Raw genomic sequence first — 24,384 nt, 5'->3', positions numbered from 1 at the left:
TAAGAGATCGGTGCGCTTGCTGACACGAAGCCCGGGACTCCGGGAGTTCGCTCGGCCCTTGGAGGTTTCTTCTCGCGACCGGGGATCGGACAGAAGCAATCATCTATCGACCCGCGCGCATTTGCAACGCGGTTCCATTGCCGCGAGTTCGGCCGAATAGCATTTATGGAGTGCTCTCCGTGGCGAGGTTTTGCCAGCGACGTTCCGGCAAAGGGGAACGTGCGGCCGACTTGCCGAACATCACTTGAGGATTCCTGCCGTGCGCTTCGTCCGATCTCTTCGTTTCTTCGCCGCGTCCGTTTTGACCGTATCGCTGCTGATGAGCGCGAGCGGCGCGAGTGCCGGTGCCTGGCCAAGCCGGACGATCAAGCTGGTCGTGCCGTTTCCTCCTGGCGGCGCCGCGGACACCGTTGCTCGCGTTTACGCCGACAAGCTGAGCGAAGCGCTCAAGCAGGCCGTCGTGATCGAGAACAAAGCCGGCGCAGGCACCGCAATTGCCGCCGAAGCCGTCGCCGGCGCGGATCCCGATGGCTATACGTTGTCGCTGGCTCCCGCCGGCCAGCTCACCATCCTGCCGCACATCAATAAGGAGATCAGGTACGATCCATTCAAGAGCTTCGCGCCGGTATCGAACCTGGCGACGGTCCCCTACGTGCTGGCAGCCAGCCCGGACACGCCGGTCTCGACCGCCAAGGAACTCGTCGCCGCGGCGAACAAGGATCCCGGCAAGCTGACCTATTCGTCCTGCGGTCCCGGGACGCTGTGCCATCTGAGCGGCGAACTCTTCCAAAACCAAACCGGAGCGAAGCTGCTGCACGTGCCATTCAAGGGCAGCGCCCCGGCGGTGAATGCCCTGTTGGGCAACGTCGTCAATCTGTCGTTCGACACCCTCACCGTGCTCGCGCCGCAGATCCGCGACGGCAAGGTGAAAGGCCTCCTCGTCACCAGCCGCGAGCGGTCGCCGCAGCTTCCCGACATCCCCACCGCTGCCGAAGCCGGCGTGTCGGACTTCGTCGTCGATTCCTGGTTCGGCCTAGTCGCGCCCGCAGGCACGCCTGCTGACATCATCCAGCGCTTGAATGCCGAGATCGTCCGCATCGGAGCCGAGCCCGATGTTCGTGCTCGCTTGGAGGCTCAGGGGCTGCTTGTGACCACCTCAACGCCCGAGGGCTTCACCGACACCATCAAGGCCGACTACGGTCGCTGGGGCAAGGTCATCAGAGATTCGGGCGTCGAAGTCTTTTGAAGTCCGTTGCGGCGTCATAGTGCGAACCCTGGCAAAGACGCACGCATCGGTGCGTCGAACGTCAGGGCTGCCGTCTATCATGACGGAATAGCCAATGCCGGCACCAGCATCCCGCGGATAGCAGTCAGATCACTCGTTGAAGGACGTCGAGGCTATCCTCGATGCGCACTGTCTCGGCTGTAACATTCAGCTTGCCGAAGCGGCCGTGCTAACGCGCGAGACAGGAGCAATGCTGCAAACGGCCTGGATTTCGCCGTTCGCCAGGACCGTTGGGGGCCTGATTTGTATGGTGGGCGCACCAGGGCTCGAACCTGGGACCCGCTGATTAAGAGTCAGCTGCTCTACCAACTGAGCTATGCGCCCGAAAGGCGGTCAAAGCCTTGCGAGGTCGGTCGTTTAGCAAAGCGATCCGGGGATGGCAAGCGATGCGGTAAAGGTTTTTCCAAAGTCCCCAGAAAGCGAAAAGCCGCTGGATTCCAGCGGCTTCGCCAAGGTTAATTCAACGGTTGATCCCCCGCAAAATCCCCGAGGGCTCAGAGCCGGCCCTCACGGTCCCGGTCCGGACCGGCGTCCCGGTCGAAGCGATCGCCATGGAAGCGGTCCATCATGCGATCCATGCCCCGTTCCATGAAGTGGCGAGGCGGGCCGTCCTCACCGCCGCCGAACGGGCCGCGGTGGCGGGTCAGCGCGGCGAGGCGCCGCTTCTGGCCGTCATCCAGCGTCTTGTAGAGGGGATCGGCGGCATCGGCGATCTTCTTCAGGGCCGTGGAGGTGGCGCCCATGTCCTCGGCGCGCTGGCGCAGGCGGGCGACCGGATCCTCCGGCTTGTCGGCATCCTTGCCGGCATCACCGGTGCCGGCATTCATCCGTGCGTTGGCGCGGTCGATGCGCAGCTTGGCGAAGTCGCGCACGGCAGCCTCGACCGGCGGCCACAGCTTCTCCTGGTCGGCATTGAGCTTGAGGCCGGCGTGGACGGCGGCGATCCGCGCGTCGACGAAGGCGGCGCGATCTTCCGGGTTCATGCGCATGTGGCGCATGTGCTCGTGCATCCACGGGCGATGGTACTGAGCATAGACCGCGCCCGAGCCGGCGATGCTGAGCACGGCGATGGCGGCGATGGTGAACTTCCTCATGCGAGCTCTCCTCTGGAAGGATGCGCCGAAGATGGGCGCCGCACGGCTGACGCGCAACTTACAACTTGGACAGAGAGGGCATCCTTACCAAGATGTAACCCCTGATTTTACCTCCAGTCGCAATCGGAAATCACTCGCGACAAAAAGGGCTTCCGCGCCCGGCACGGAAGCCCTTCATTCAGCGTTCGTTGAGATCAGCCGGTCGCGCGCTCAGCTCGTCGTGCTCTCAGTTGGTCGTGCTCTTGGCTTCCTTCTGGAACTCGTCGATCAGCGGCTGGCCGACGCGTCCTGCGGCGTCCTTGTAGACCGGCTCCATCGCCTTGCGCATCGCCTGGTCCTGCTCCGGCGTGAGCTTGATGATCTCGCTCTTGCCGCTCTTCCTGATCTCGGCGAGCGCGTCGTCGTTTTCCTTCTGCGACTGCGTGTTGTTGAAGTCGGTCGCTTCCTTCATCGCCTTCGACAGCTGGTCGCGGATGTCGGCCGGCAGATCGTCCCAGAACTTCTTGTTCACGATCACGACGTAGCCGATGTAGCCGTGGTTGGTCTCGGAGATGTACTTCTGCACCTCGTGCATCTTCTGGGTGTAGATGTTCGACCAGGTGTTCTCCTGGCCGTCGACGACGCCGGTCTGCAGCGCTTGGTAGACTTCGCCGAACGCCATCACCTGCGGCAGCGAGCCGAGCGCCTTGAACTGGGCCTGGAGCACGCGCGAGGACTGGATGCGGAACTTGACTCCCTGGTAGTCGGCGGGCGCGACCAGCTTCTTGTTGGCGCTCATCTGCTTGAAGCCGTTGTCCCAATAGGCAAGGCCGGTGATGCCCTTGGAGTCCAGCAGCTTGAGCAGCCGGAGGCCGAGCGGGCCTTCCGTCACCTTCCGCAGCGTCTTCAGGTCGGGAAGGATATAAGGCAGATCGAACACCTCGAATTCGCGGATGCCGAGCGGGCCAAACTTGGAGTTGGACGGCGCCAGCATCTGCACGCTGCCGAGCTGAAGCGCCTCGAGCTCTTCCTTGTCCTTGTAGAGCGACGAGTTCGGATAGACCTCGATCTTGACCTTGCCGCCGGTGTACTTCTCGGCGAGTTCCTTGAATTTTTCCGACGCCTTGCCCTTCGGCGTGTCGGTGGCCACCACATGGCTGAACTTGATGATGATCGGCGCCTGGGCCGATGCCGGCCCGGTCAATGCCAGAGCCGCAACCGATGCCGCAGCCAAAATGAGTTTCCGCATGCTTCCTCCAGTACGTTTTTGTGGGGCGCGGACCGCCGGCCCCAAGCCTTAAATTCTTGGCAGGCAGCTTTATCGGGAAGGAGGCACAGGTGCCATTGCCCCTTAGCAGGGGTCTCGTTGCAAAAATGCGGTATCAGGAGGGGAAATTCCCGCGAACGCCAGCAGGGGCGACGGCAGGTGGACACCCGCCATCGCATTGTCGTCGTTCGCAACCTCAGCCGTGCAGCGCCGGGGCGAGCTGGGCCTGCTGCGCGACCGCCGGATCGGTGATCAGCGTGCCGCCATGGCCGTCCGAGGACAGCGCGAAATCGGCGGCGCTGTACTGGCCGAGCAGGCTCAGCGACGCGGTGTGGGTGCCGTCCGACACGGTCAGCGTGCCGCCGCTGTTGTCGCCGTTCTGGGCATAGGCGAGCGAGGTCACGCCGTCGCTGAACAGGATGTCGCCGAGATCGATGCTGTCATGGTCCTGCCAGCCGGAGATCGTTCCGGTGAAGCTTGAAGCCTGGTCGAGCACCAGGGCGGCGTTGGCTCCGGCGAAGATCACATCGTCGATCGTGCCGCCGCCGTGGACATAGGCGAGCGCGCCCGCACCGATGGTGGTGTCGTCCGCGCTGCCGCCGGACTGCACGTGCTGCGCGCCGGCCAGGACCGTCGTGCCGGCGGCGCTGCCGTACACATATTGCGCGCCGCCGTTGACGATGGTGGCGCTGGCCGAACCCCAGTCGAGCTGGAAGCCGCCGGCATTGATCGTGGTGCCGGTGGCAAAGCCGTCGGCGTAGACGTTCTGCTGGCTGCCGGCGTTGACCGTCGTCACCGAGGCGCTGCCGTGCAGGTACTGGACGGCGCCGTTGGCGATCGTGGTCTGTACCACGGTGCCGTAGACATTCTGGCTGCCGCCATCCATGGTGGTGTTGATCGCGGTCGCGCCCGAATAGACGTCCTGCCCGCCGCCATGGATCGTCGTGTCGCTGGCCGTGCCGCCGGCTTCGACGGTTTGCACGCCCGAATTGATCGTCGTCAGGCTCGCCGAGCCGAACACGTGCTGATTGCCGCCGTCGATCGTCGTGGTGATCGTGAAACCCCAATCGATCTGGAGGCCGCCGGCGTTGATGCTGGTTCCGGTCGCGCTGCCGTCGACATAGACGTTCTGCTCGCCACCGGCATTGACCGTGGTCGAGAAGGCGTTGTTGTGGATGTGCTGGAGTCCGCCATTCGCGATCGTGGTCCCGATCGCCACACCGAACACCGCCTGGGTGCCGCCGTCCACGGCGGTATTGGAGGCGATACCGCCGCCATAGATGTCCTGCTCACCACCGGTCTTGATCGTCGTGCCGTCGGCTGAGCCGCCGGTCTGGATGTATTGCGTGCCCGATATCACTGAGTTCGAGGCCGAGCCATAGACCGATTGCGCCGCGCCCGCCGCCACGACCATTCCGTCGGCCGAGCCTTCGAGAACGACACCCGCGCCGCTCTCGACCTTGATCTCGGAATAGCCAGCGGCATCCTCGATCCGCCAGATGCCGCTCTGGACGTCGAGCTTCTCGACATGGACGACCGTGCCGAGCAGCGTGCCGGTGCCATTGCCCGACAGCACGAGAGCGTCCACGCCGTCACCGCCATCGATGGTGCCGGTGACGATCGAGCCGGTGACGAGAGTGATAGCGTCCTCGCCGGCGCCCAAAAGCACGTCGCCGGTGATGGAGCCGCTGTTGGCGAGCGTATCGTTGCCGCCGTCCGTGGCGACGCTGCCGAAAATCCCGCCTGTGTTGGTCATGGTGTCGCCAAACGTGCCGACGATCGAGATCGCCTCGCCATTATTGCCGCGGATCGTGCCGTCATTGACGATGATCATGGCGGCGAAGGCACTGCCGTCGTTGCTGTCGTCGACCGTGACGGCGCGCTGATCGCTGATGATCAGGCCGCCCAGTTCGTTATGGACGAAGCCGCCGCCGATCGCGAGCGCCTCGTTGAGGCCGTTGGCAGCGCTGGTGAGGCCGACAGCCTTGATCGTGCCGAAATTGTCGATCGAGACCAGGCCGTCGACATCGACGCCGTCGGCATCGGCGCCGCCGACCGAAGTGCCGGTGATGGTGCCGCGGTTGGTGACGGTCGTCGTCGTGTCGGCGGCGCTGTCCATGTTGATGCCGGAGCCGGATTTACCGATGATCGTGCCGCCATTGTTGACGATGATCGGCTGGTCGCCCGTGATGCCGTGGCGCGCGCCTTCGATGACGCCGCCGGCGAAGTTGTTGACCACGCCGCCGGTGTTGACCGACTGGAAGTCGATCGCGTCGTTGCCGCTCGAAGCCGCCGAGGCATTGTGGCTGACGATCTCGCCGTAATTGTTGACGGTGGCATTGGCGCCGGGCCGGATCGCGTCGGCATCGGCCGCAGAGATCACGCCGGTGGCCGCGTTGTTGATGATGGTGTGCACGCCGCTCGAATTGACGTCGTCCAGATCGAGCGCCTGGCCGGCACTGCTGCCGGTTCCGGTCGAGGAGATCGTGCCCTCGTTGTTGACGGTGAAAGCGCCGCTGGTGCCCGGGACGAGGTTCGAGATCTTCACCGCGTCCTTGGTCGCGGTGATGGTCGCGCCGGTCTTGTTGTTGATGGTGAAGCTGCCGCTGCTCGAGCCGCTTGTGGCGATCGCGCGGCTGGTGCCGGTGATGGTGCCGGAATTGTCGATCAGGGAACCGGGCAAAGTGCTGCCGCCGATCCAGGTGACCGGGGTCGAGCCCGATAGCGCCCCGCCCGCAAGGACGGTCAGATGATCGTTGTTGGCGAGCGTGATCGGGTTCGACGAATTGCCGGAGACAAGAGTGCCGTCGTCATTGGCGATGGTGCCGGTCGCCGTCGCGGTGCCGATCGTGACGGTGGCGCCGGGATTGCTGGCGCCGGTCAGCGTCAGCGTGAAGCTCTCGTCGGGCTCCGCGGTGGCGTCACCGGAGATCGTGATGGTGACGGTCGCCGAGGACGCGCCGTCGGCGAAGCTGCCGCTGAAGCTCGAGCCCGGCAGCGTGCCGCCGAAATCGGCGGCGTCGGCGGAGCCGGCGGCGAAGCTGCCGGAGAAGCTGAGCACGCCGGTGGTGCCGCCGGTGCGCACGACCGTGAACGTCATGGTCTTGGTGCCGCTGTCCCCCTCGGTGACCAGCACGCTCACCGGTGAGAACGAGATCGTCTGCGTGGCGGCAGCCGCTACGGTGAAGGCGGTGGTCGGGAACGGCGCGTCGGGCGTGGTGCCGTCGGTGCTCTGGTCGCCGCTGCCGTTCTGGGTGGCCCAATTGGCGGTATTGCCGATCGCGGCGAGGTAGTCGGCGAAGCTGGCAAAGCCGGAACGCGGGCCGTTATAGCCGACGACGTCGAGGCCGCCGGTGAAGCTCACGGCGGTCTGGCCGGCGGTGAGGCCGGTGCCGGTCAGCGTGCCGTCGCCGGTCGCATAGCCCACGTTGGAGATCGCGGCCAGGAAGGTCGGCGCGGTCGAGGAGCCGACATAGGCGTAGACGACCTCGCTGTCGTTGGACAGGCCGGTGTTGTTGGCGTTGGTGAAGGTCGCCGAGCCGGCGCTGGTGCCGAACGTGCCCTTGCCGATGTTGTTGATGTCGATAACGGTGCCGGCGGCGATCGCGCTGGTTGCGGTCCAGGCGATCGTGCTTTCGGCATTGCTGCCGGTCGCGAAGGCGGAGCCGTTCCAGTTGCTGTCGGTGAAGTTGATCACCGTGCCCTGCGGGATGTCGGTCAGGGCGACAAAGGACAAATTGTCGTTGCCGTCGCCGTTGAATCCGGTGAAGGCGATCGAACCAGCGGAAAGGGGCATTTCAAATTCTCCAGCAGCGTGACATTGCGCGCGACGCTGCCGGTTAATGAAATGCTAACATGACAGGGCAATAACGTATTTATTGTAACATACCATATTTCACAGGTCGCGCAGCCTTAGCCATGCAGCGCCGGGGCAAGCTCGGCCTCTGGCACGGCCGCCGGATTCGAGATCAGGGTGCCGCCATGCCCGTCCGAAGACAGGGCGAAATCGGCCGCGCTGTACTGGCCGAGCAGGTTCAGCGTGGCCGTATGCGAGCCGTCGGACACGACCAACGCACCGCCGTCATTGTCCTCGTTCCGTACAAAGGCCAACGACGTGGAGCCCTCGTCGAACAGGATGTCGCCGAGATCGATGTAGTCATTGTCCTGCCAGCCGGAAATCGACCCGATCAGCCCAGACGATTGATCGAGTCCGAGAATGGCGTAGGGACCGGCAAAGGTCACGCTGTCCATCGACCGCCGCCATGGACATAGGCGGCCTGCCCGGTTCCGATCGTGGTGTTGATGGCCACGCCTCCGGACTGCACGTGCTGAGACCGGCCGCGATGGTCGTGTCCGTAGCTGTGCCGTACACATATTGAGTGCCACCGTTGATCATGGTGCCGGTTGCAGTGCCCCAGTCAATCTGATAGCCGCCGGCATTGATCATCGTGCCGGTCGCCGTCCCGTCGACGTAGACGTTCTGCCGACAGCCATCATTGATGATCGATTGATGATATGACAACATGACATGATAATAACATGCCTGTTGCGATCGGCTTCCTCCCACACATCGGGCCCCAAACGAAAACGCGGCGCCAGGGGCGCCGCGTCTGCCGATAAACTGAAGAAGCGAAGTCTCAGCTCGCCGCCGCCGTCGTCACCGTATCGCGCTGGCGCTTCATGACGATCTTGTTGAGCGCGCCGAGATAGGCCTTGGCCGAGGCCACCAGCGTATCCGGATCCGCCGCGCGCGCGGTCATTGCGCGTCCTTCATGCGACAACCGCACCGAGACTTCGGCCTGCGCGTCGGTGCCTTCGGTCACGGCGTGGACCTGGTACAGCTCGAGCTTGGCCTCGTGCGGCACCAGGCGCTTGATGCAGTTGAACACCGCGTCGACCGGACCATTGCCCTCGGCCTCCTCGATCTTGATCTGGCCGTCGACGTCAAGCTTCATGGTCGCGCGCTGCGGGCCATGGGTGCCGGCGATCACGGTCAGCGAGGTCAGCTTGATGCGGTCGTGCGACGCAGCCAACTCCTCGTCGACCAGCGCCTCGATGTCCTCGTCGTAGATGTCCTTCTTGCGGTCGGCGAGCGCCTTCATCCGCGTGAAGGCGTCTTCCAGCTGGTTCGGGCCGAGCTTGTAGCCCATCTCTTCCAGCTTGTGCACGAAGGCGTGGCGGCCGGAGTGCTTGCCCAGCACCAGCGAGGACTGCTTCAGGCCGACCATTTCGGGCCGCATGATCTCGTAGGTGGAGGCGTCCTTCAGCACGCCGTCCTGGTGGATGCCACTCTCATGCGCGAAGGCGTTCCGGCCGACGATGGCCTTGTTGTACTGCACCGGGAACGAGGTCGCCGCGGACACGACCTTGGAGGCGCGGGTGAGCTGGGTGGTGTCGATCTTGTTCCAGTACGGGAATTTGTCGTTGCGCACGTTGATCGCCATCACGATCTCTTCCAGCGCGGCATTGCCGGCGCGCTCGCCGATGCCGTTGATGGTGCACTCGACCTGGCGCGCGCCGCCGATGATGCCGGCCAGCGAGTTCGCCACGGCCATGCCGAGGTCGTTATGGCAGTGCACGGAGAACACCGCCTTGTCCGAGTTCGGCACGCGCTCGATCAGCGTCTTCATGAAGTGGGTATATTCGTCGGGCGTGGTGTAGCCGACGGTGTCCGGAATGTTCACCGTGGTGGCACCGGCCTTGATGACGGCTTCGACGATGCGGCACAGATAATCCATCTCGCTGCGGGTGCCGTCCTCGGCCGACCATTCGACATCGTCGATCTGGTTGCGGGCGCGCGCGACCATCGCAATCGAGGTCTCGAGCACCTGCTCCGGGGTCTTGTTCAGTTTCACCCGCATGTGCAGCGGCGAGGTCGCGATCACGGTGTGGACGCGGCCGCGCTTGGCAAATTTCACCGCTTCGGCGCAGCGGTCGATATCGGCCGGGTGCGCGCGCGACAGGCCGGCGATGACGGCGTTCTTGGAGCGGCGGGCGATCTCGCTGACCGCCTGGAAGTCGCCCTCGGAGGTGATCGGGAAGCCGGCTTCGATGACGTCGACGCCCATATCATCCAGCATCTCGGCGACCTCGAGCTTCTCCTCGAAGGTCATGGTGGCGCCGGGGCACTGCTCGCCGTCGCGCAGCGTGGTGTCGAAAATGATGACGCGGTCCTTCTCGGACTTGTTCACGGTGGCCATTGTCAAATTTCCTTTTGAGCTTTCGCGCCGTTCATTGGTCTGGGCGCTTGAGGTGTCCGGTGATCTCGACCAACCCCTGAGCGCCCAGGCGCGTCGCGCCCAGCCGGCCCTCAGGGGCAGCTAAGAAGAAGCCCGCCAATCAGGAGGGTGGACAGCCGCACGGCCGGGATCGTGGCGGCGGCCAGAGCCACCTCCCCCGAAATCCCATCGATTTGGCCGCGAATCAGCATTGCCAGACCCTTTTGAGCCCTCAAATCCTCGGTCAAAACCGTTGACGGTTGGTTGCCGGGAGGCTCGATGCACCGTTTCTAGACGAGAAACAGGAGCAACTGCAACGCCAAAAGATGGTCAGGGGAACTGACCCGGTTGCGGGTCGAGGCTGCCCGGCCTGGCCGGGAAGCCCCTGACTTATGCGCCCCGCGGAATCTCAGCGGGGCGCCGCCAGCTCGTCAGACGTGCGCGGGTGCGAGCTGGTTCTGAACCTGCATGCCGGGATCGCTGATCACAGTGCCGCCGTGGCCGTCGGACGCCAGCGCGAAGTCCGCTGCCGTGTACTGGCCGAGCAGCGAGAGCGACACGGTGTGCGCACCATCCGAGACCGTCAGCTTGCCGCCGCTGTGGCCAGCATTGGCGGCGTAAGCCAGCGTCGTACCCTGGCCAAACTGGATATCGGAAAGATCCAGGTGATCGCCGTCCTGCCAGCCGGAGATGAAGCCGCTGAAGTCGGAGGCGCGATCCAGCACCAGCGTGGCGTCGGCGCCTGCGAACGTCACGTTGTGAACCGAAGCTCCGCCGAAGGCATGCGCGGTGCCGCCGCTGCCGATCATCGTGCCGTAGGCGGCACCACCGACCTCGACATACTGCGTGCCGGAGAGGATCACCGTATCGGCCGCGGTGCCGTAGACATACTGGCTGCCGCCGTCGATCGTGGTGGCGACCGCGCTGCCCCAGTCGATCTGGATGCCGCCGGCGTTCACCGTCGTGCCGGTCGCGGTGGCGGCCTGATAGACGTTCTGCTCGCCGCCGCCATTGATGGTGGTGTCGGTCGCGCTGCCGTGCACATTCTGGAGCCCGGCCGCGTCGATGGTGGTGTCAACGGCGGTGCCGTAGACATCCTGGGTTCCGCCCTCGATGGTGGTGCCGTTCGCGGACGCGCCATTGATGACACGCTGCTCGCCGCCCGCACCGATGGTTGTATCGGTGGCAACGCCACCGGTCTGGATCGCCTGTTCGCCAAGCACGGTCGCGCCGGTCGCGCTGCCGTAAACGGAGAGTTCGGCACCCAGCTCAACCGTCACAGTCGTGACCGCGCCGCGCACCACGAGACCAGCGCCGCTCTCAATGGTGACATTGGTATAGCTGGCATCGCTGTTGATGGCCCAGGCGCCGCTCTGCACATCGACCTTCTCGATACCGGTGCCCTTGCCCAGCGTTCCCTGACCGGTGCCGGACAGGTTGATGGTGTCGTTGCCGTCACCGCCATCGATGGTGCCCCAGACGGTCGAGCCCGCGATCAGGTTGATGGTGTCGTCGCCGGCGCCCAACACCACGTCGCCGGAGACGATGCCGCTGTTGGTAAAGCTGTCGTTGCCGTCGCCCAGATCGACCGCCGAGCCGCCGGTCGCCACCACCAGCCCGCCGTTCGTCATAGTGTCGTCGCCGCCGTCGGTCTTGACGCCGCCGAGAATGCCGCCGCTGTTGGTGATGGTGTCGGCATAGTTGCCGATGATGTTGATCGCCTCACCGCCCTTGAGCCGGGCGGCGAACAGCGCGACGTCGGCGTCAGACACGCCGGTCGGACCGTGCCCGCCGCCCTCGATGATCCCGGCATTGTTGATGATCGTGGACGAGAAGGCCGCAGCGTTCGAGGAATTGTCGACCTCGATCGCCCGGCCGTAGCCGTAGATGTTGCCGCCGGCATAGTTGTTGATGGTGCCGCCGCCGATCGCGATGCCTTCCGAGACATTGGCCTCGCCCTTGTGGTAGCCGTTGGCGCCTTCGCCGCGGATGTTGCCGTAATTGTTGATCACGGCGAAGCCGTCGACATCGACTGCGTCGCCGTCGCTGTCACTGATGTTGGCGGAATCGCCCAGCATCGTCCCGTAATTGTCGACATAGGCTGTGTAGGCGACGATCGGACTGTTGTCCATGTTCACCGCCGAGCCGTTGCGGCCGACGATGACGCCGCCGGCGTCGTTGATGACGTGGACGCCGAGCGGGCCGGTGATGGCGTGGCGGGCGCCGTCGATGGTGCCGGTCGAGGTATTGTGGATCGTCGCAGTGCCGCCGTTCATCGTGATCGCGTCGGCCTTGGTCCCCGGCGTCGAGGTGACCTTGATCGTGCCGCTGTTGACGACGATGGCGTCTGTATCACCCCCGCTGATGCCGATCGCGAACTTGGTGCCGACGACCGTGCCACCCTGATCGACCGTCAGGGTTTGACCTCCGGTCAACCCCATCGCGGTCGCCGCCGAGCCGCTGGTGATCGTCGCACCGCTCTCGACTTCGATATTCGCACCGTCGAAGCCATAACCGAGCATCCAGCTGCCGCTGACGATGTCCAGCTTCTCCACATTCACCGAGGCCCCGACGGTGCCCACCGCCGAGCTGCCCGAGGCCGCGTAGGCACGGATCGTGTCATAGCCGTCACCGCCGTCAATCGTTCCTGACGTCGATCCGGCGTAGATGTTGACGGTGTCGTCGCCGGCGCCAAGCAGCACGGTTCCGACGATCTTGCCACTGTTGCTGAGCGTATCGTTGCCGTTACCCATGTTGACGGCCGAACCGGCCATCGCGGTGATGGTCCCGGCGTTGGTCAGGGTGTCGTTGCCGCCGCCCATGTCGACGCCGCCGACGATGTTGCTGGAGGTGATCAGGATGTCGTCTCCGTCGCCGAGGGTCACGGCGTTGCCCGGGGTATCAGTCATGGTTGTTTTCCTTTTTGCCGTCCTGGCTGAAGACGGAAGATTTCTGCGTCATGAGGCGTCGAGCTTCTCGGAATGCCCGAACCCATGGGGGCGCTCGGCTCCGATTTAGCGAATAGTTAACAAATAACATAAGTTATGTTGCATGATGATGTGTCTGTTATATGAAGGCGGGACGGCATTCGCGCGCACGACAAATGGAAAGCCCGCGACAGATGCGCCGCATCGCTGCGAACTTTCTCGTTGCGCGCACGCAAGCTCATCGCGCCACGTCGCGCGGTTACTTGTGCAGATGCACACGCGGCGATAGTTCTCGCCACGCTTCAGTCAGCTTAGGACGCAGCGACAGATTGCAGCGATCGAAAACGGAACGCGGGTTCAGTCGCTGAAGACGGCCGCTATCCCGCGCGGCGGGCGCGCGCCCGGTTTTCCCAGCGGTCCAGCATCTGGCCGAGTTCGCCGGTCGCCGGAGGCACAGCCGCGTTGGTGTTCGCAGCCTCGTTGGTGTTGGCGGGCGCAGCGGCGCGGAGCCAGCCGGGCTCGGTATATTCGCGCCAGCGGCGCGCCTCCGCGCGTCGTTTGCGGGAGACGAGATCGCGGGTGACATAGCCGGCGGCGAACGCGATGACGAGCGCTATGACCAATGCAACAACGGCTAACACGGCGGACTCCGGCTAATGCTCCGGAAACGTTCTGCCATCATCGCGCGTGAGGTCAAGGCTTGACACGCCCTAAAAACCATTCCGGTTAACTGCCAAGGCCCGACGGCAAGCTCCGAGCGACGAGGCCGGGACGAATTGTCGCTTTTGCCCTTGCCTCGCCGCAATGCGGCCGCGTTCCAGCCTTTGCTGGCCTGCCATCGCGCAAAGGATGCGAACCTGCCTCTCGCAACCGGGCGCAGACCGGACTAACCTTCGCGCCGCTCGGCCGGATCAACCGGCTAGCGAAAAAAGAATCGGGAGGACGCGATGACACGCCAGCAGGCTCGTGACCACGAGCAGCGTGACCAGGATGCTGCGCTTTCACGACGAACACTTGTCCGGGGGCTTGCACTCGGCGCCGCCGCCACGATGGCGGGCCCCGCGCTGGCCCAGACCGGACCCGCCGCCCCGCCGACGACGATCACCACCCCGCCGCGCGATTTCGGTCCGGGCGGCGCACCGACCACTTATTTCTGGGACCCCGACATCATCGCGGTCGATCCGTCCTTCAACGATCTGGCGCAGCCCAACACCGCGATCAAACGGCTGCACACCGGTCTGCTGTGGGCCGAAGGCCCGGCCTGGAGCGCGCAGGGCCGTTACCTGCTGTGGAGCGACATTCCCAACAACCGGCAGATGCGCTGGACCGAGGACGACGGCCGCGTCAGCGTGTTCCGCTCGCCCTCCAACAACTCCAACGGCAATTCGTTCGACTTCCAGGGCCGCCAGCTCTCCTGCGAACATCTGACCCGGCGGGTGACGCGCTACGAGCACGACGGCACCGCCACGGTGCTGGCCGACTCCTATCAAGGCAAGCGGTTGAACTCGCCGAACGACATCGCCGCGCACCCCGACGGCAGCTACTGGTTCACCGATCCGCCCTATGGCGGCCAGCTTTACGAGGGCGAGCCCGACGTCGCGGGTGGCCCGAGCAATGCCGGCGGCAAGCTCAATCCGCGGATCGGACAGCCAGCCGGCTTCACACCGGGCAAGCGCGAGCTGCCGACCAATTGCTATCGCATCGACCCCAGTGGGCGCATCGACCTCGTCGTCACCGAGGAGCAGGTGCCCGATCCGAACGGCCTGTGCTTTTCACCCGATTACAAGAAGCTCTACATCGCCTCGACCGGCAAGGGACCGGGCGACACCGGCCCCGGCGGCAAGGGCGAGATCTTCGTGTTCGACGTCGGCACGGACAACAAGCTCTCCAACGTCAAGAAGTTCAGCGACTGCGTGATCGACGGCGTGAAGTGCGGGCCCGACGGTCTGCGCTGCGACGTCAACGGCAACGTCTGGGCCTCCAGCAATGCCGGCCGCGCCGTCGGCTACAACGGCGTCACGGCATGGTCGCCGGAAGGCAAGCTGCTCGGCCGTATCCGACTGCCGGAAGTCTGCGGCAACATCTGCTTCGGCGGCCCCAAGCGCAACCGCCTGTTCATGGCCGCGAGCCAGTCGCTCTACGCCGTGTACACGGCCACGCAGGGCGCCGGGCCCGGTTGAGCAGGCATTCGCAAAGACGGGAAAGGGCACCGGCAATTGACCGGCGCCCTTTCCTTTTCAATCGGTCATGCGTTCTTGCGCCGCTGGAACCCACCTGAAATTTGCGCAGCGATAGACTTTAGTCCGCTCCCACAATCCTGAACGCAGTTTCACTTGCCGAGAACCTCCTCGCCGGTATAGTTGCGACCTAATGGCTCACAAGAGGCCTGTTCGAAGGGAGAGAACAACATGAACAAACGACTCTCTATTGCATTGCCGAAAATGCGCGACGCCGAGATGACCGGCGCGCAGAAGGACGTTGCGAGAGCCGACATCGGATTCGCCGTCCTCCTCAACCCCTCCCCAAGCTGATCGAACGCACTGCTTCGAGCCTGAGCTCGAAGACATTCACCTGCGGCTCCGCAGTACCTCCCTCCAGAGGCAGCTCGTCTGCCCCGGTCGATCATTCATGCGTGCTTTCCAGATCCTGATCGATGGCTTTGCCATCAGCGCCCTCTATGCTCTCGGTGCCACCGGCTTCACCCTGATCTTCGGCGTCTCCGGCGTCCTCAACCTCTCCCACGGTGCCATCATGGTCGCCGCAGCGGTCGCGGCATGGGCCGCCGCCAGCGTGCTGAATGTTGGCACCTATGCCGGTGCGCTGATCGGCGTCGGTGTCGCTCTGCTCACGGCGTTTGCAACCTATTTCGCGGTGGTGAAGCCCATCCAGGACTCACGGCGCATTCCCAATGAGGAGAAGGAGATCTTCGTCCTCACGGGAACATTGCTCTGGGGCATCATGATCCAGGAGGTGATCGCCTATTTCTTCACCAACAACGCCAAGACCGTGTTGCCGATCGTCGAGGGCGTGGTGGAGATCCTCGGTGTCCGCACGCCCAAGAACGAGATCTTCACCGCGATCGTCTGCTGCCTCGTCATCGCGCTGCTGTGGCTTTTGGTGAACCGCACCCGCACGGGCAAGGCGGTGCTGGCGGCCTCGATGAACCCGCGCGGCGTCACGCTGCTCGGCCTCGAGCTCACCAACATCTACATCGTGGTGTGGGGAATCTACGGGATCCTTGCCGGCATCGCGGGCGTGCTGCTCGGCATGTTCCTCGGCGTCAGCTCCTACAGCGTCGGACCGCTGACGGCGAGCGCGTTCTCGATCGTCGTGCTTGGCGGCCTCGGCAGCGTCTCCGGCTCGCTGATCGCGGCCTTCGTGGTCGGCTATCTCGAAACGCTCACGGCCTATCTTGTCTCGCCAGCCTATCGCACCATCCCGGCGCTGCTGCTACTCGTGTTCGTGATGTACATCCGGCCCCAGGGCCTTCTGGGGAGGCGCTGAGATGTCCAGTTTCTTCACCTCGCGCCTGTTCTTCATCTCGCTTGCGCTCGTCGTCATCGCGGCAACGCTGCCGCTCTACGTCTCCGGCTATGTGCTGGGGCTTCTCACCGTCGCCTTCTATTTCGGCGTGTTCGCGATGGCCTGGGACCTGCTGTTCGGTTTCGCCGGCGAGGTCAATTTCGGCCCGACCTTCCTGATTGGCGTCGGTGCCTATACCGCCGGCATCCTGAATGCCCAGTTCGGCTGGTCGGTCTATCCTGCATCGTGCTCGGCGCATTGGCCTCCGTCATCGCCGGCCTCGTGCTGGCGCTGCCGGCGCTGCGGGTTCGTGGCCCCTATTTCGGCCTGACCACGCTCGTTGCCGTGCTCATGCTGCAGAACTTCATCGTGGTCTTCGCCGACCTCACCGGCGGCGAGATCGGCCTCACCATTCCTGATGTCATCACCATCAATGCCGGTGCCAATTACTGGATTGCGCTCGGCTTCATGACGGTCTCGGCGGCCATTCTCTATGGCCTGTCGCAATCGCCGATCGGCCTCGTGCTCCAGGCCAGCGGCCAGGATCCGGTACAGGCCGGCGCACTCGGCTTCAACATCGTCAAGCACAAGCTCGCAGCCTTCGTCGTCAGCGCGTTCTTCTCGGGATTGTCCGGCGCGCTGCTGGTGTTCTACTTCGGCACGGCCTCGGTCGGCACCGTCGTCGACGTCGCGGTCGGCGTCAACGTGATCGTCTCGGCCGTGCTCGGCGGCCGGCGCACCGTGCTCGGCGCTGCACTGGGCGCGATCTTCCTGATCGTGGCCGGCGAATTCCTCAGGCCCACAGGCGAGCTTGCCACCTTCATCGTCTCGGCCGTCGCACTCCTCGTCGTGCTGTTCTTCCCCGGCGGCTTCCTCGGAGCGGCCCTCTCGCGTGAGGCGCGCTCGTGATGGATATGCGGCTTTCAAACCGGCCCGTGCTCGAAGTCCGCGGCCTCACCAAACGCTTCGGCGGTCTCACCGCGGTGAAGAACCTCGGCTTCGAGGTCAATGGCGGCGAGATCTTTGGCCTGATCGGGCCGAACGGATCCGGCAAATCGACCGCGATGAAGAGCGTGATGGGCATCGAGCGCCCGACATCAGGCGAAGTGATCTTCGAGGGCGAGAACGTTGCCGGCCTGCCCGCACACAAGATCGCGCGCAAGGGCTTCGGCATGGTGTTCCAGCACTCGCGGCCGCTGAACCGCCAGACGGTGCTGGAGAACATCCTGGTCGCGCTGCTGCCCGACAGCCTGTTCATGCTGTTCCCCGACAAGACGCTGGTCGAGCGCGCCAAATGGATCGCCGACCGCGTCGGCCTCGGCAACGTGATCAACCGCCGTCCGCCGACGCTGCCCTTCGCCGATCTGCGGAGGCTCGAACTCGCCAAGGCGATCGCACGCGACCCGAAAGTCGTGCTGGTGGACGAGCCCTTCGCCGGGTTGACCCGCGCCGAGGTCGACGTCTTCTCCAAGCTGATCCGCAGCTTCCGCGATGATGGCCGCGCGGTGATGCTGGTCGACCACAACGTCAAGAGCGTCGCCGCACTCGTCGACCGCGTCCTTGCGATGTATCTCGGCGAGGAGATCGTCACCGGCAAGGCCGAGGACGTCATGAAGAACGAAACCGTGCGCCGGGTCTATCTCGGCGGCGCCATCGAAACCCATGCGCGGCCCGAGACCAGCTTCAAGGACAAGGTGCCGCTGCTCCAGGTCGAGAATGTCAGCGTGTTCTACGGCAAGGCGCAGGCGCTGGAGAACGTCTCGATCCATGTCCACGAGGGCGAGTTCGTCTCCGTCGTCGGGCTCAACGGCGCCGGCAAGACCACGTTGTTCAACACCATCTCCGGCTTCCTGCCCTATAGCGGCGAGATCGTGCGCGGCGGCGACAGGCTACGCGGCACCAGTCCGGCAAAGATCGCGCGCAGCGGTCTGGTGCAATGCCCGGAATCCCGTGAGCTGTTCGGCGAGATGAGCGTGCGGGAAAATCTCGATCTCGGCGGCCAGCATCTCTCCGACGACAAGCGCGCTACCCAGCTCGCCTGGTTGTTCGAGCTGTTCCCGATCCTGAGGGAGCGCCAGAGCCAGATGGCGCAGACGCTCTCCGGCGGCGAGCAGCAGATGCTGGCGATCGGCCGCGCGCTGATGATGCAGCCGCAGATCCTGATCCTGGACGAGCCGACGCTGGGTCTCGCCCCCGTCATCCTCGAGCAATTGTCCAAGGCTCTCACGAAGCTGCGGCAGACCACGTCGATCACGGTGCTGCTCGGCGAGCAGAACGTCACCTTCGCGCTGCCGCATGCCGACCGCGTCTATGTGCTGGAGCATGCCAGGATCGTCTGGGAGGGCGATCCCGACGCTTCGCGAGCGAAGCCGGCGCCGACTTTCTTTAGTGCCCCATACCAACAACAAAACGATGAAAGGGAAACGACCATGAGACCATCGACACTTCTCGGCAGCAGTCTCCTCACCTCCGCGCTAGCGCTGTGCCTTGCCGCTCCCGCCTATGCGCAGTCGAACGATCCGATCAAGATCGGTGTCATTGCCGAGGTGCAGTCGATCGCGGGTGCCGCGACGCCCGGCGGCGCACAGATCGCTGCCGACGAGATCAACGCCAAGGGCGGCATTCTCGGCCGCAAGGTGGAGATCGTCACCTACGACAACAAGAGCTCATCGGCGGATTCGGTGCGCGCCTTCCAACGCGCGGTGAGCGAGGACAAGGTCTCCGCGGTGATCGCGAGCTATATCAGCGAGGTCGTGCTGGCGCTCGAACCCTGGGCGGCACGGCTGAAGATGCCGCTAATCACCCCCGGCGCCGCCTCGAATGAGATCACCAAGGCGATCCACAACGACTACGAGAAGAACAAGTACACCTTCCACGGCTATTTGACTTCGGCGGCCCAGGCGCAGCTCGTCTGCGATGCGGCCAAGGATCTCCTCGTCGACAAGCTCAAGTTCAAGACGGTCGCGATCATGAGCGAGGACGCCGCCTGGACCAAGCCGCTCGACGTCGGCTACGAGGCCTGCCTGCCGAAGGCCGGGCTCAAGGTCGTCGAGCATGTGCGCTTCTCGCCCGACACCACCGACTTCACCCCGATCTTCAACAACATCGAGGGCAAGAAGCCGGACGTGATCGTCACCGGCATCTCGCATGTCGGCGTACAGCCGACGGTGCAGTGGAAGAACCAGCAGGTGCCGATCCCGATGTTCGGCATCAGTGCGCAGGCGCTGAGCCCAACCTTCTGGAAGGACACCAATGGCGCCGCAGACGGCGTGCCCTCGCTCGCGGTGGCGACGCCTGATGTCGCCGTGACCTCCAAGACGAAGCCCTTCGCGGCCGCCTTCAAAGCCAAGTTCGGTTCGCCGCCGGCCTATACCGGCTACACCGCCTATGACGAGGTCTACATCATCACCGACGCGATCAAGCGCGCGGGCTCGACCGATCCCGACAAGATGGTCACCGAACTGGAGAAAACCGACTTCGAAGGCACGATCGGCAAGATCCAGTTCTACGGCAAGGACGACGAGTTCACCCACGGCATCAAGTCGGGCCCCAGTACGGTTTCCGGACTGGTGTTCCAGTGGCAGGACGGCAAGCAGATCGTGGTGTGGCCGGAGAAGATCGCGGAAGGCAAGATGAAGTTTCCGGCCTTCGTGAAGCTGTCGCAGTAACACCGGCGTCGGTCCTGGGAGGGCAGCGTAACGCCCATCATGCTGGCAAGGCCCGTCGCCGTACCGCGACGGGCCTTCGCTTTGTGCCGAACACAATTGGCATGCTGGCATCTGAGGACCCATCATGCGATCTTGCCGTTAATCTCCGATCGCAACCGGCCCAAGTGGCGTTGGTCGCGTGCGGGCCTGGAGCAGCAAGATGGACGATCGACCAACCCGACCGGACGGGACGACACGGGACGACGGCTTCGTTCGGGTGCGCGGCGCGCGTGAGCACAACCTCAAGAACGTCGATGTCACGATCCCACGTAACGCCCTCGTCGTGTTCACGGGCGTATCCGGCTCCGGAAAGTCCTCGCTCGCCTTCGGAACGATCTACGCCGAGGCGCAGCGGCGGTATCTGGAATCGGTGTCGCCCTACGCGCGGCGCCTCTTCCACCAGATGCAGATCCCCGAAGTCGACGACATCGAAGGCTTGCCACCCGCCGTTGCGCTCCAGCAGCAGCGCGGCGCGCCGACGACGCGCTCGTCCGTCGGCAGCGTGACAACCCTCTCGAACCTGCTCAGGATGCTCTATTCCCGGGCCGGCGACTATCCGCGTGGGCAACCACTGCTCTATGCAGAGTCGTTCTCGCCGAACACGCCGGAGGGGGCCTGCCCGACCTGCCACGGGATTGGCAGGATGCTCGACGTCACTGAGAAATCCATGGTGCCCGACGACACCAGGACGATCCGCGAGCGCGCCGTCGCGGCCTGGCCGAGTGCCTGGCAGGGACAGAACCTCCGGGACATCCTGACGACGCTGGGCTACGACGTCGACAAGCCCTGGCGTGAGCTTCCCAAAAAGGAGCGCGACTGGATCCTGTTCACGGACGAGCAGCCGACCGTTCCGGTCTATGCCGGCTACGACGCGGCCGAAGTCAAACGGGCCCTGCGCCGCAAGGAGGAGCCGAGCTATCAGGGCACCTTCACCGGCGCCAAGCGCTATGTGATGCAGACCTACGCCAAGTCCGAGAGCGCGATGATGAAGCGCCGCGTCGCGCAATTCATGATCACCCGCGACTGCCCGACCTGCCATGGCAACCGGCTGAAGCCGGAGGCGCTCAAGGTGAAGTTCGCAGGGCTCAACATCGCCGAGATGTCGCATCTGCCGCTCAAGCAATTGCAGGATCTGATCCAGCCGTTCGCACGAGTCTCGGCGGACAAGTCGGAGAAGACTGTCGTTGCCCGGCGCATCTGCGAGGATCTATCGGCGCGCCTCGCCGTCCTGCTCGACCTTGGCCTCGGCTATCTCGCCTGCGAGCGCAGCACGCCGACGCTGTCACCGGGTGAACTGCAGCGCTTGCGTCTGGCAACGCAGGTCCGCTCGAACCTGTTCGGCGTCGTCTACGTGCTCGACGAGCCCTCCGCCGGCCTGCATCCCGCCGACACCGAAGCGCTGCTGCGGGCGCTGGACAGACTCAAGCACGCCGGAAATTCGATCTTCGTGGTCGAACACGAGATCGAGGTCATAAAACATGCCGACTGGCTGGTGGACGTCGGGCCCGACGCCGGCGAAGGCGGCGGACTCATTCTCTATAGCGGGCCGCCCGCGGGGCTCGGCGAGATCGAGCAATCGCGAACCGCCCGCTATCTCTCACATCCAAGAAAGCCGTTGCCGACGACCCATCGCGAGCCGAAGGGGCATCTGAAGGTCAGGGGTGTGACCCGCAACAATCTGCGCGGCCTCGACGTCGACATCCCGCTGGGCGTCCTCGCCAGCGTCACCGGCGTGTCGGGCTCCGGCAAGTCGAGCCTGATCAGCCAATTCCTCGTCGACGCCGTGGCCGGCCATCTCGGCCACACGCTCGCCGCTGATACCGACGACGGCAGCCTTGCGCCCACGATCGAGACATTGGGCGGCAAGATCGTCGCCGGCCTCGTCGAGGTCGATCGCCTCGTCGTGGTGGATCAGAAGGCGATCGGCCGCACCCCGCGATCCAACCTTGCGACCTACACCGGCCTGTTCGACCATGTACGAAAACTGTTCGCGGCGACACCTCAGGCGAAGTCTCGCCGCTACGACGCCGGACGCTTCTCGTTCAATGTCGCAAAAGGCCGATGCAGCACCTGCGAGGGCGAGGGATTCGTCAGCGTCGAGCTTCTGTTCCTGCCCAGCGTCTATGCGCCCTGCCCGACCTGCAAGGGTGCTCGCTACAACGACAAGACGCTCGAAGTGAAAATCCGCAGCCGATCAATCGCGGACGTGCTGTCCATGCGCGTCGACGAGGCCTTCGATTTCTTCCGCGACGATTCCTCACTGAACCGGTCGCTATCGGTCGTCCGTGAGGTCGGCCTCGGCTATATCCGCCTCGGTCAATCCGCCACCGAACTGTCCGGTGGCGAGGCCCAGCGGATCAAGCTGGCGACCGAGCTCATGCGTCCGCAGCGGGGGCACACGCTCTATGTCCTGGACGAGCCGACCACGGGTCTTCATCCGCGGGACGTCGAACGGCTGATCGCCCAGCTTGAGCGGATCGTGGACGCCGGCAACAGCGTCGTCGTGGTCGAGCATGACATGGACGTCGTCGCTCACAGCGACTGGATCATCGATCTCGGCCCCGGCGCCGGCGACGAGGGTGGCCGTATCGTCGCATCCGGAACGCCACATCAGGTCGCTGGAGCCGGCGGGAAGACAGCACGCTATCTTGCTCGCCGCTTGAAACAGTAACCGCGCGCTGCTTCATGACTCATCTCGCAATTGCGTTCTGCGCCAGGAGGACAGAGCCAGACTTTAGCGATGTTGACTTTCCGCCGGCCCGCTCCCCATAATTCTCAAAAAATAACTGGCACGATCAACAAACGGTTTTGAGGGAGGATAGGATGCCGACTTCACGCAGGCAGCTGCTGAAGAGCTCGGCGGCTGCCGCCGCTGCACTCAGCCTCGATTGGACACGGGCCCAGGCGCAAGCCGAGACATTGCGCATCGGCCTGATCTACGACCTCACCGGCCCCTTCGCCGCCGGCGGCTCGGTCGCCTCCTCGGTCGGCGCGCAGATCGCCATCGACCTCGTCAACGAGAAGGGCGGCATCGGCGGCAAGACCAAAATTGTCCCTGTCGCCGCGGACTCCCAGAGCAAGGCCGACGTCGCCATCAACGAGGCCGAGCGGCTGATCAGCCAGGAAAAGATCGACATCATCAACGGCGTCTATTCCAGCGCGCATGCGGTGCCGATGGCGGCGAAGGTCGAGCAGCAGAAGAAGATCCTCTGGATCACCACTGCGGTCTCGACCGCCGTGTTCAAGGACAAGAACCTGCAATACGTATTTCGCGCGCAGATCCATTCGGATCAGTACGGCCAGGCCTTTGCCGGCTTCATCGCCGAGCACGCAAAGACAAAACTCGGCATGGAGCCGGGCGAGGTCAAAGTCGCGCTGATCCACGAGGACGGCCCCTATGGCGTCGGCGTCGCCGCCGCCGACGAGGCCTATGCCAGGCAGGCCGGCATCCAGGTCGTGATGCGCGAGGGTTATTCGGCTTCCGCGCCCGACCTCTCGGTACTCGTGACCAAGCTCAAGCGGGCCAAGGTCGATGTGATCTCGCATGCTGGCTACAATCCCGACATCACCCTGTTCCTGCGCCAGGCGCGCGAGAGCGGATTGCGCTTCAAGATGCTGTTCGGCGCCGGCGCGGGCTACAGCCAGCTCGACAAGCTGCGCGCGACCTTCGGCCCCGACATCGACAATTTCTGCAACATCGATCCGGTGCCGGCGCAGCTGCTCGATCCCGCCAAGCTCGCGCCGGGTATTGGCGACCTCACCAAGACCATGGTCTCGCGCTACCAGGCCAAGACCGGCGCCACCGACGTGCCGCCGCACTGCTCGATGGGGTTCAACCAGACCTGGGTGCTGCTCAACAACGTGCTGCCGGTCGCCAGGGAGAAATACGGCAGCTTCGAGCCCGAGGCCATTCGCAAGGCCGCACTCGACGTCGACATTCCCGCCGGCGGCACCATCCAGGGCTATGGCGTCAAGTTCTTCCCGCCGGGCACGCCGATGTCCGGTCAGAACGAGCGCTCGACGCCGGTGGTGATGCAGAACGCCGGCGAGCATATCTCGGTGGTGTGGCCGACCAACATCCGCACGCAGGACCCGGTGTTTCCGCTGCCGAAGGGATCGACTTACGGGGCGTGATGGCCGAACGCGTCACAGCGCGCTGCTTACCCTCCCGTGGAGGGTAAGTCGCCGTCCCTGCAGAGCCAGCGCCAATCGCGTTGCAGCCGGATGTACTTGCATCCTCTGGTAAGCCTCTTCACGCTGTGGTTGGAATTTCGACCACAAGGGAGCGCGCGCAGGTTGTGGGACGAAGTCTTATTGAAGCAAACGCCTTCTACAGTGTGATCTAGATGATTAACCCTGCTGCATTTTCGGGCGTACAAGCCGAT

At 64.3% G+C, this 24,384-nt stretch carries 15 protein-coding genes, 1 tRNA gene and 2 pseudogenes; 9 read left to right on the top strand and 9 right to left on the bottom strand.

Features of this window, described 5'->3' with window-relative positions:
* Positions 1 to 259: 259 nt before the first annotated feature.
* Entirely contained in the window at positions 260 to 1,246 is a 987-nt protein-coding gene (locus WHZ77_RS09090; RefSeq protein ID WP_375313364.1) for a Bug family tripartite tricarboxylate transporter substrate binding protein, read from the top strand.
* 287 nt (positions 1,247 to 1,533) lie between these two features.
* Here WHZ77_RS09090 and WHZ77_RS09085 read toward each other — a convergent pair.
* The 9 genes from WHZ77_RS09085 to WHZ77_RS09045 form a co-directional block, all read right to left on the bottom strand.
* Positions 1,534 to 1,609: transfer RNA gene (locus tag WHZ77_RS09085), tRNA-Lys, on the bottom strand.
* A 170-nt stretch (positions 1,610 to 1,779) separates the two neighbouring features.
* Positions 1,780 to 2,379 (bottom strand): Spy/CpxP family protein refolding chaperone, encoded by a 600-nt coding sequence (locus tag WHZ77_RS09080; RefSeq protein ID WP_375313363.1) that lies wholly within the window; start codon positions 2,377 to 2,379, stop codon positions 1,780 to 1,782.
* Positions 2,380 to 2,605: 226 nt separating this feature from the next.
* Positions 2,606 to 3,607 (bottom strand): TRAP transporter substrate-binding protein, encoded by a 1,002-nt coding sequence (locus WHZ77_RS09075; protein WP_375313362.1) that lies wholly within the window; start codon positions 3,605 to 3,607, stop codon positions 2,606 to 2,608.
* 214 nt (positions 3,608 to 3,821) lie between these two features.
* Positions 3,822 to 7,421: a beta strand repeat-containing protein gene (locus WHZ77_RS09070; protein WP_375313361.1), complete on the bottom strand. Its 3,600-nt coding sequence runs from the start codon at positions 7,419 to 7,421 to the stop codon at positions 3,822 to 3,824.
* A 116-nt stretch (positions 7,422 to 7,537) separates the two neighbouring features.
* Positions 7,538 to 7,876 carry a hypothetical protein gene (locus WHZ77_RS09065; RefSeq protein ID WP_375314889.1) on the bottom strand — a complete coding sequence of 113 codons (339 nt, stop codon included), beginning with the start codon at positions 7,874 to 7,876 and terminating at the stop codon, positions 7,538 to 7,540.
* Positions 7,782 to 8,150: a hypothetical protein gene (locus tag WHZ77_RS09060; RefSeq protein ID WP_375313360.1), complete on the bottom strand. Its 369-nt coding sequence runs from the start codon at positions 8,148 to 8,150 to the stop codon at positions 7,782 to 7,784. The genes WHZ77_RS09065 and WHZ77_RS09060 overlap by 95 nt, the downstream gene beginning before the upstream one ends.
* Positions 8,151 to 8,262: 112 nt before the next feature.
* Entirely contained in the window at positions 8,263 to 9,825 is a 1,563-nt protein-coding gene (locus tag WHZ77_RS09055; protein ID WP_375313359.1) for a 2-isopropylmalate synthase, read from the bottom strand.
* Between the two features lie 449 nt (positions 9,826 to 10,274).
* Positions 10,275 to 12,752 carry a beta strand repeat-containing protein gene (locus WHZ77_RS09050; RefSeq protein ID WP_375313358.1) on the bottom strand — a complete coding sequence of 826 codons (2,478 nt, stop codon included), beginning with the start codon at positions 12,750 to 12,752 and terminating at the stop codon, positions 10,275 to 10,277.
* A gap of 395 nt (positions 12,753 to 13,147) precedes the next feature.
* Positions 13,148 to 13,411 (bottom strand): hypothetical protein, encoded by a 264-nt coding sequence (locus tag WHZ77_RS09045; protein ID WP_375313357.1) that lies wholly within the window; start codon positions 13,409 to 13,411, stop codon positions 13,148 to 13,150.
* Positions 13,412 to 13,717: 306 nt separating this feature from the next.
* Here WHZ77_RS09045 and WHZ77_RS09040 point away from each other — a divergent pair, with 306 nt between their 5' ends.
* From WHZ77_RS09040 to WHZ77_RS09005, 8 genes and pseudogenes are all read left to right on the top strand, one after another.
* Entirely contained in the window at positions 13,718 to 14,950 is a 1,233-nt protein-coding gene (locus tag WHZ77_RS09040) for an SMP-30/gluconolactonase/LRE family protein (protein ID WP_375313356.1), read from the top strand.
* A 228-nt stretch (positions 14,951 to 15,178) separates the two neighbouring features.
* Entirely contained in the window at positions 15,179 to 15,301 is a 123-nt protein-coding gene (locus tag WHZ77_RS09035) for a hypothetical protein (protein ID WP_283805824.1), read from the top strand.
* Between the two features lie 97 nt (positions 15,302 to 15,398).
* On the top strand, positions 15,399 to 16,274 hold the full coding sequence (locus WHZ77_RS09030) for a branched-chain amino acid ABC transporter permease (protein ID WP_375313355.1): 876 nt from the start codon (positions 15,399 to 15,401) through the stop codon (positions 16,272 to 16,274).
* Between the two features lies 1 nt (position 16,275).
* Positions 16,276 to 17,201, top strand: a pseudogene (locus WHZ77_RS09025) (branched-chain amino acid ABC transporter permease).
* Positions 17,201 to 18,681: pseudogene (locus tag WHZ77_RS09020) on the top strand (ATP-binding cassette domain-containing protein). The pseudogenes WHZ77_RS09025 and WHZ77_RS09020 overlap by 1 nt, the downstream one beginning before the upstream one ends.
* Positions 18,682 to 18,721: 40 nt before the next feature.
* Positions 18,722 to 19,960, top strand: coding sequence for an ABC transporter substrate-binding protein (locus tag WHZ77_RS09015; protein WP_375313354.1), 1,239 nt, complete (start codon positions 18,722 to 18,724; stop codon positions 19,958 to 19,960).
* 199 nt (positions 19,961 to 20,159) lie between these two features.
* Entirely contained in the window at positions 20,160 to 22,670 is a 2,511-nt protein-coding gene (gene uvrA / locus WHZ77_RS09010) for an excinuclease ABC subunit UvrA (RefSeq protein ID WP_375313353.1), read from the top strand.
* Positions 22,671 to 22,822: 152 nt separating this feature from the next.
* A complete protein-coding gene (locus WHZ77_RS09005) occupies positions 22,823 to 24,133 on the top strand; it encodes an ABC transporter substrate-binding protein (protein ID WP_375313352.1) in 1,311 nt (436 codons plus the stop codon).
* Positions 24,134 to 24,384: the final 251 nt, after the last annotated feature.

Source organism: Bradyrhizobium sp. A5 (assembly GCF_042076515.1).
In the GTDB taxonomy this organism is placed as follows: Bacteria; Pseudomonadota; Alphaproteobacteria; order Rhizobiales; family Xanthobacteraceae; genus Bradyrhizobium; species Bradyrhizobium cosmicum.
The sequence above is the reverse complement of the archived record's forward strand: the minus strand, read 5'-3'. Positions and strand labels throughout refer to the sequence as shown.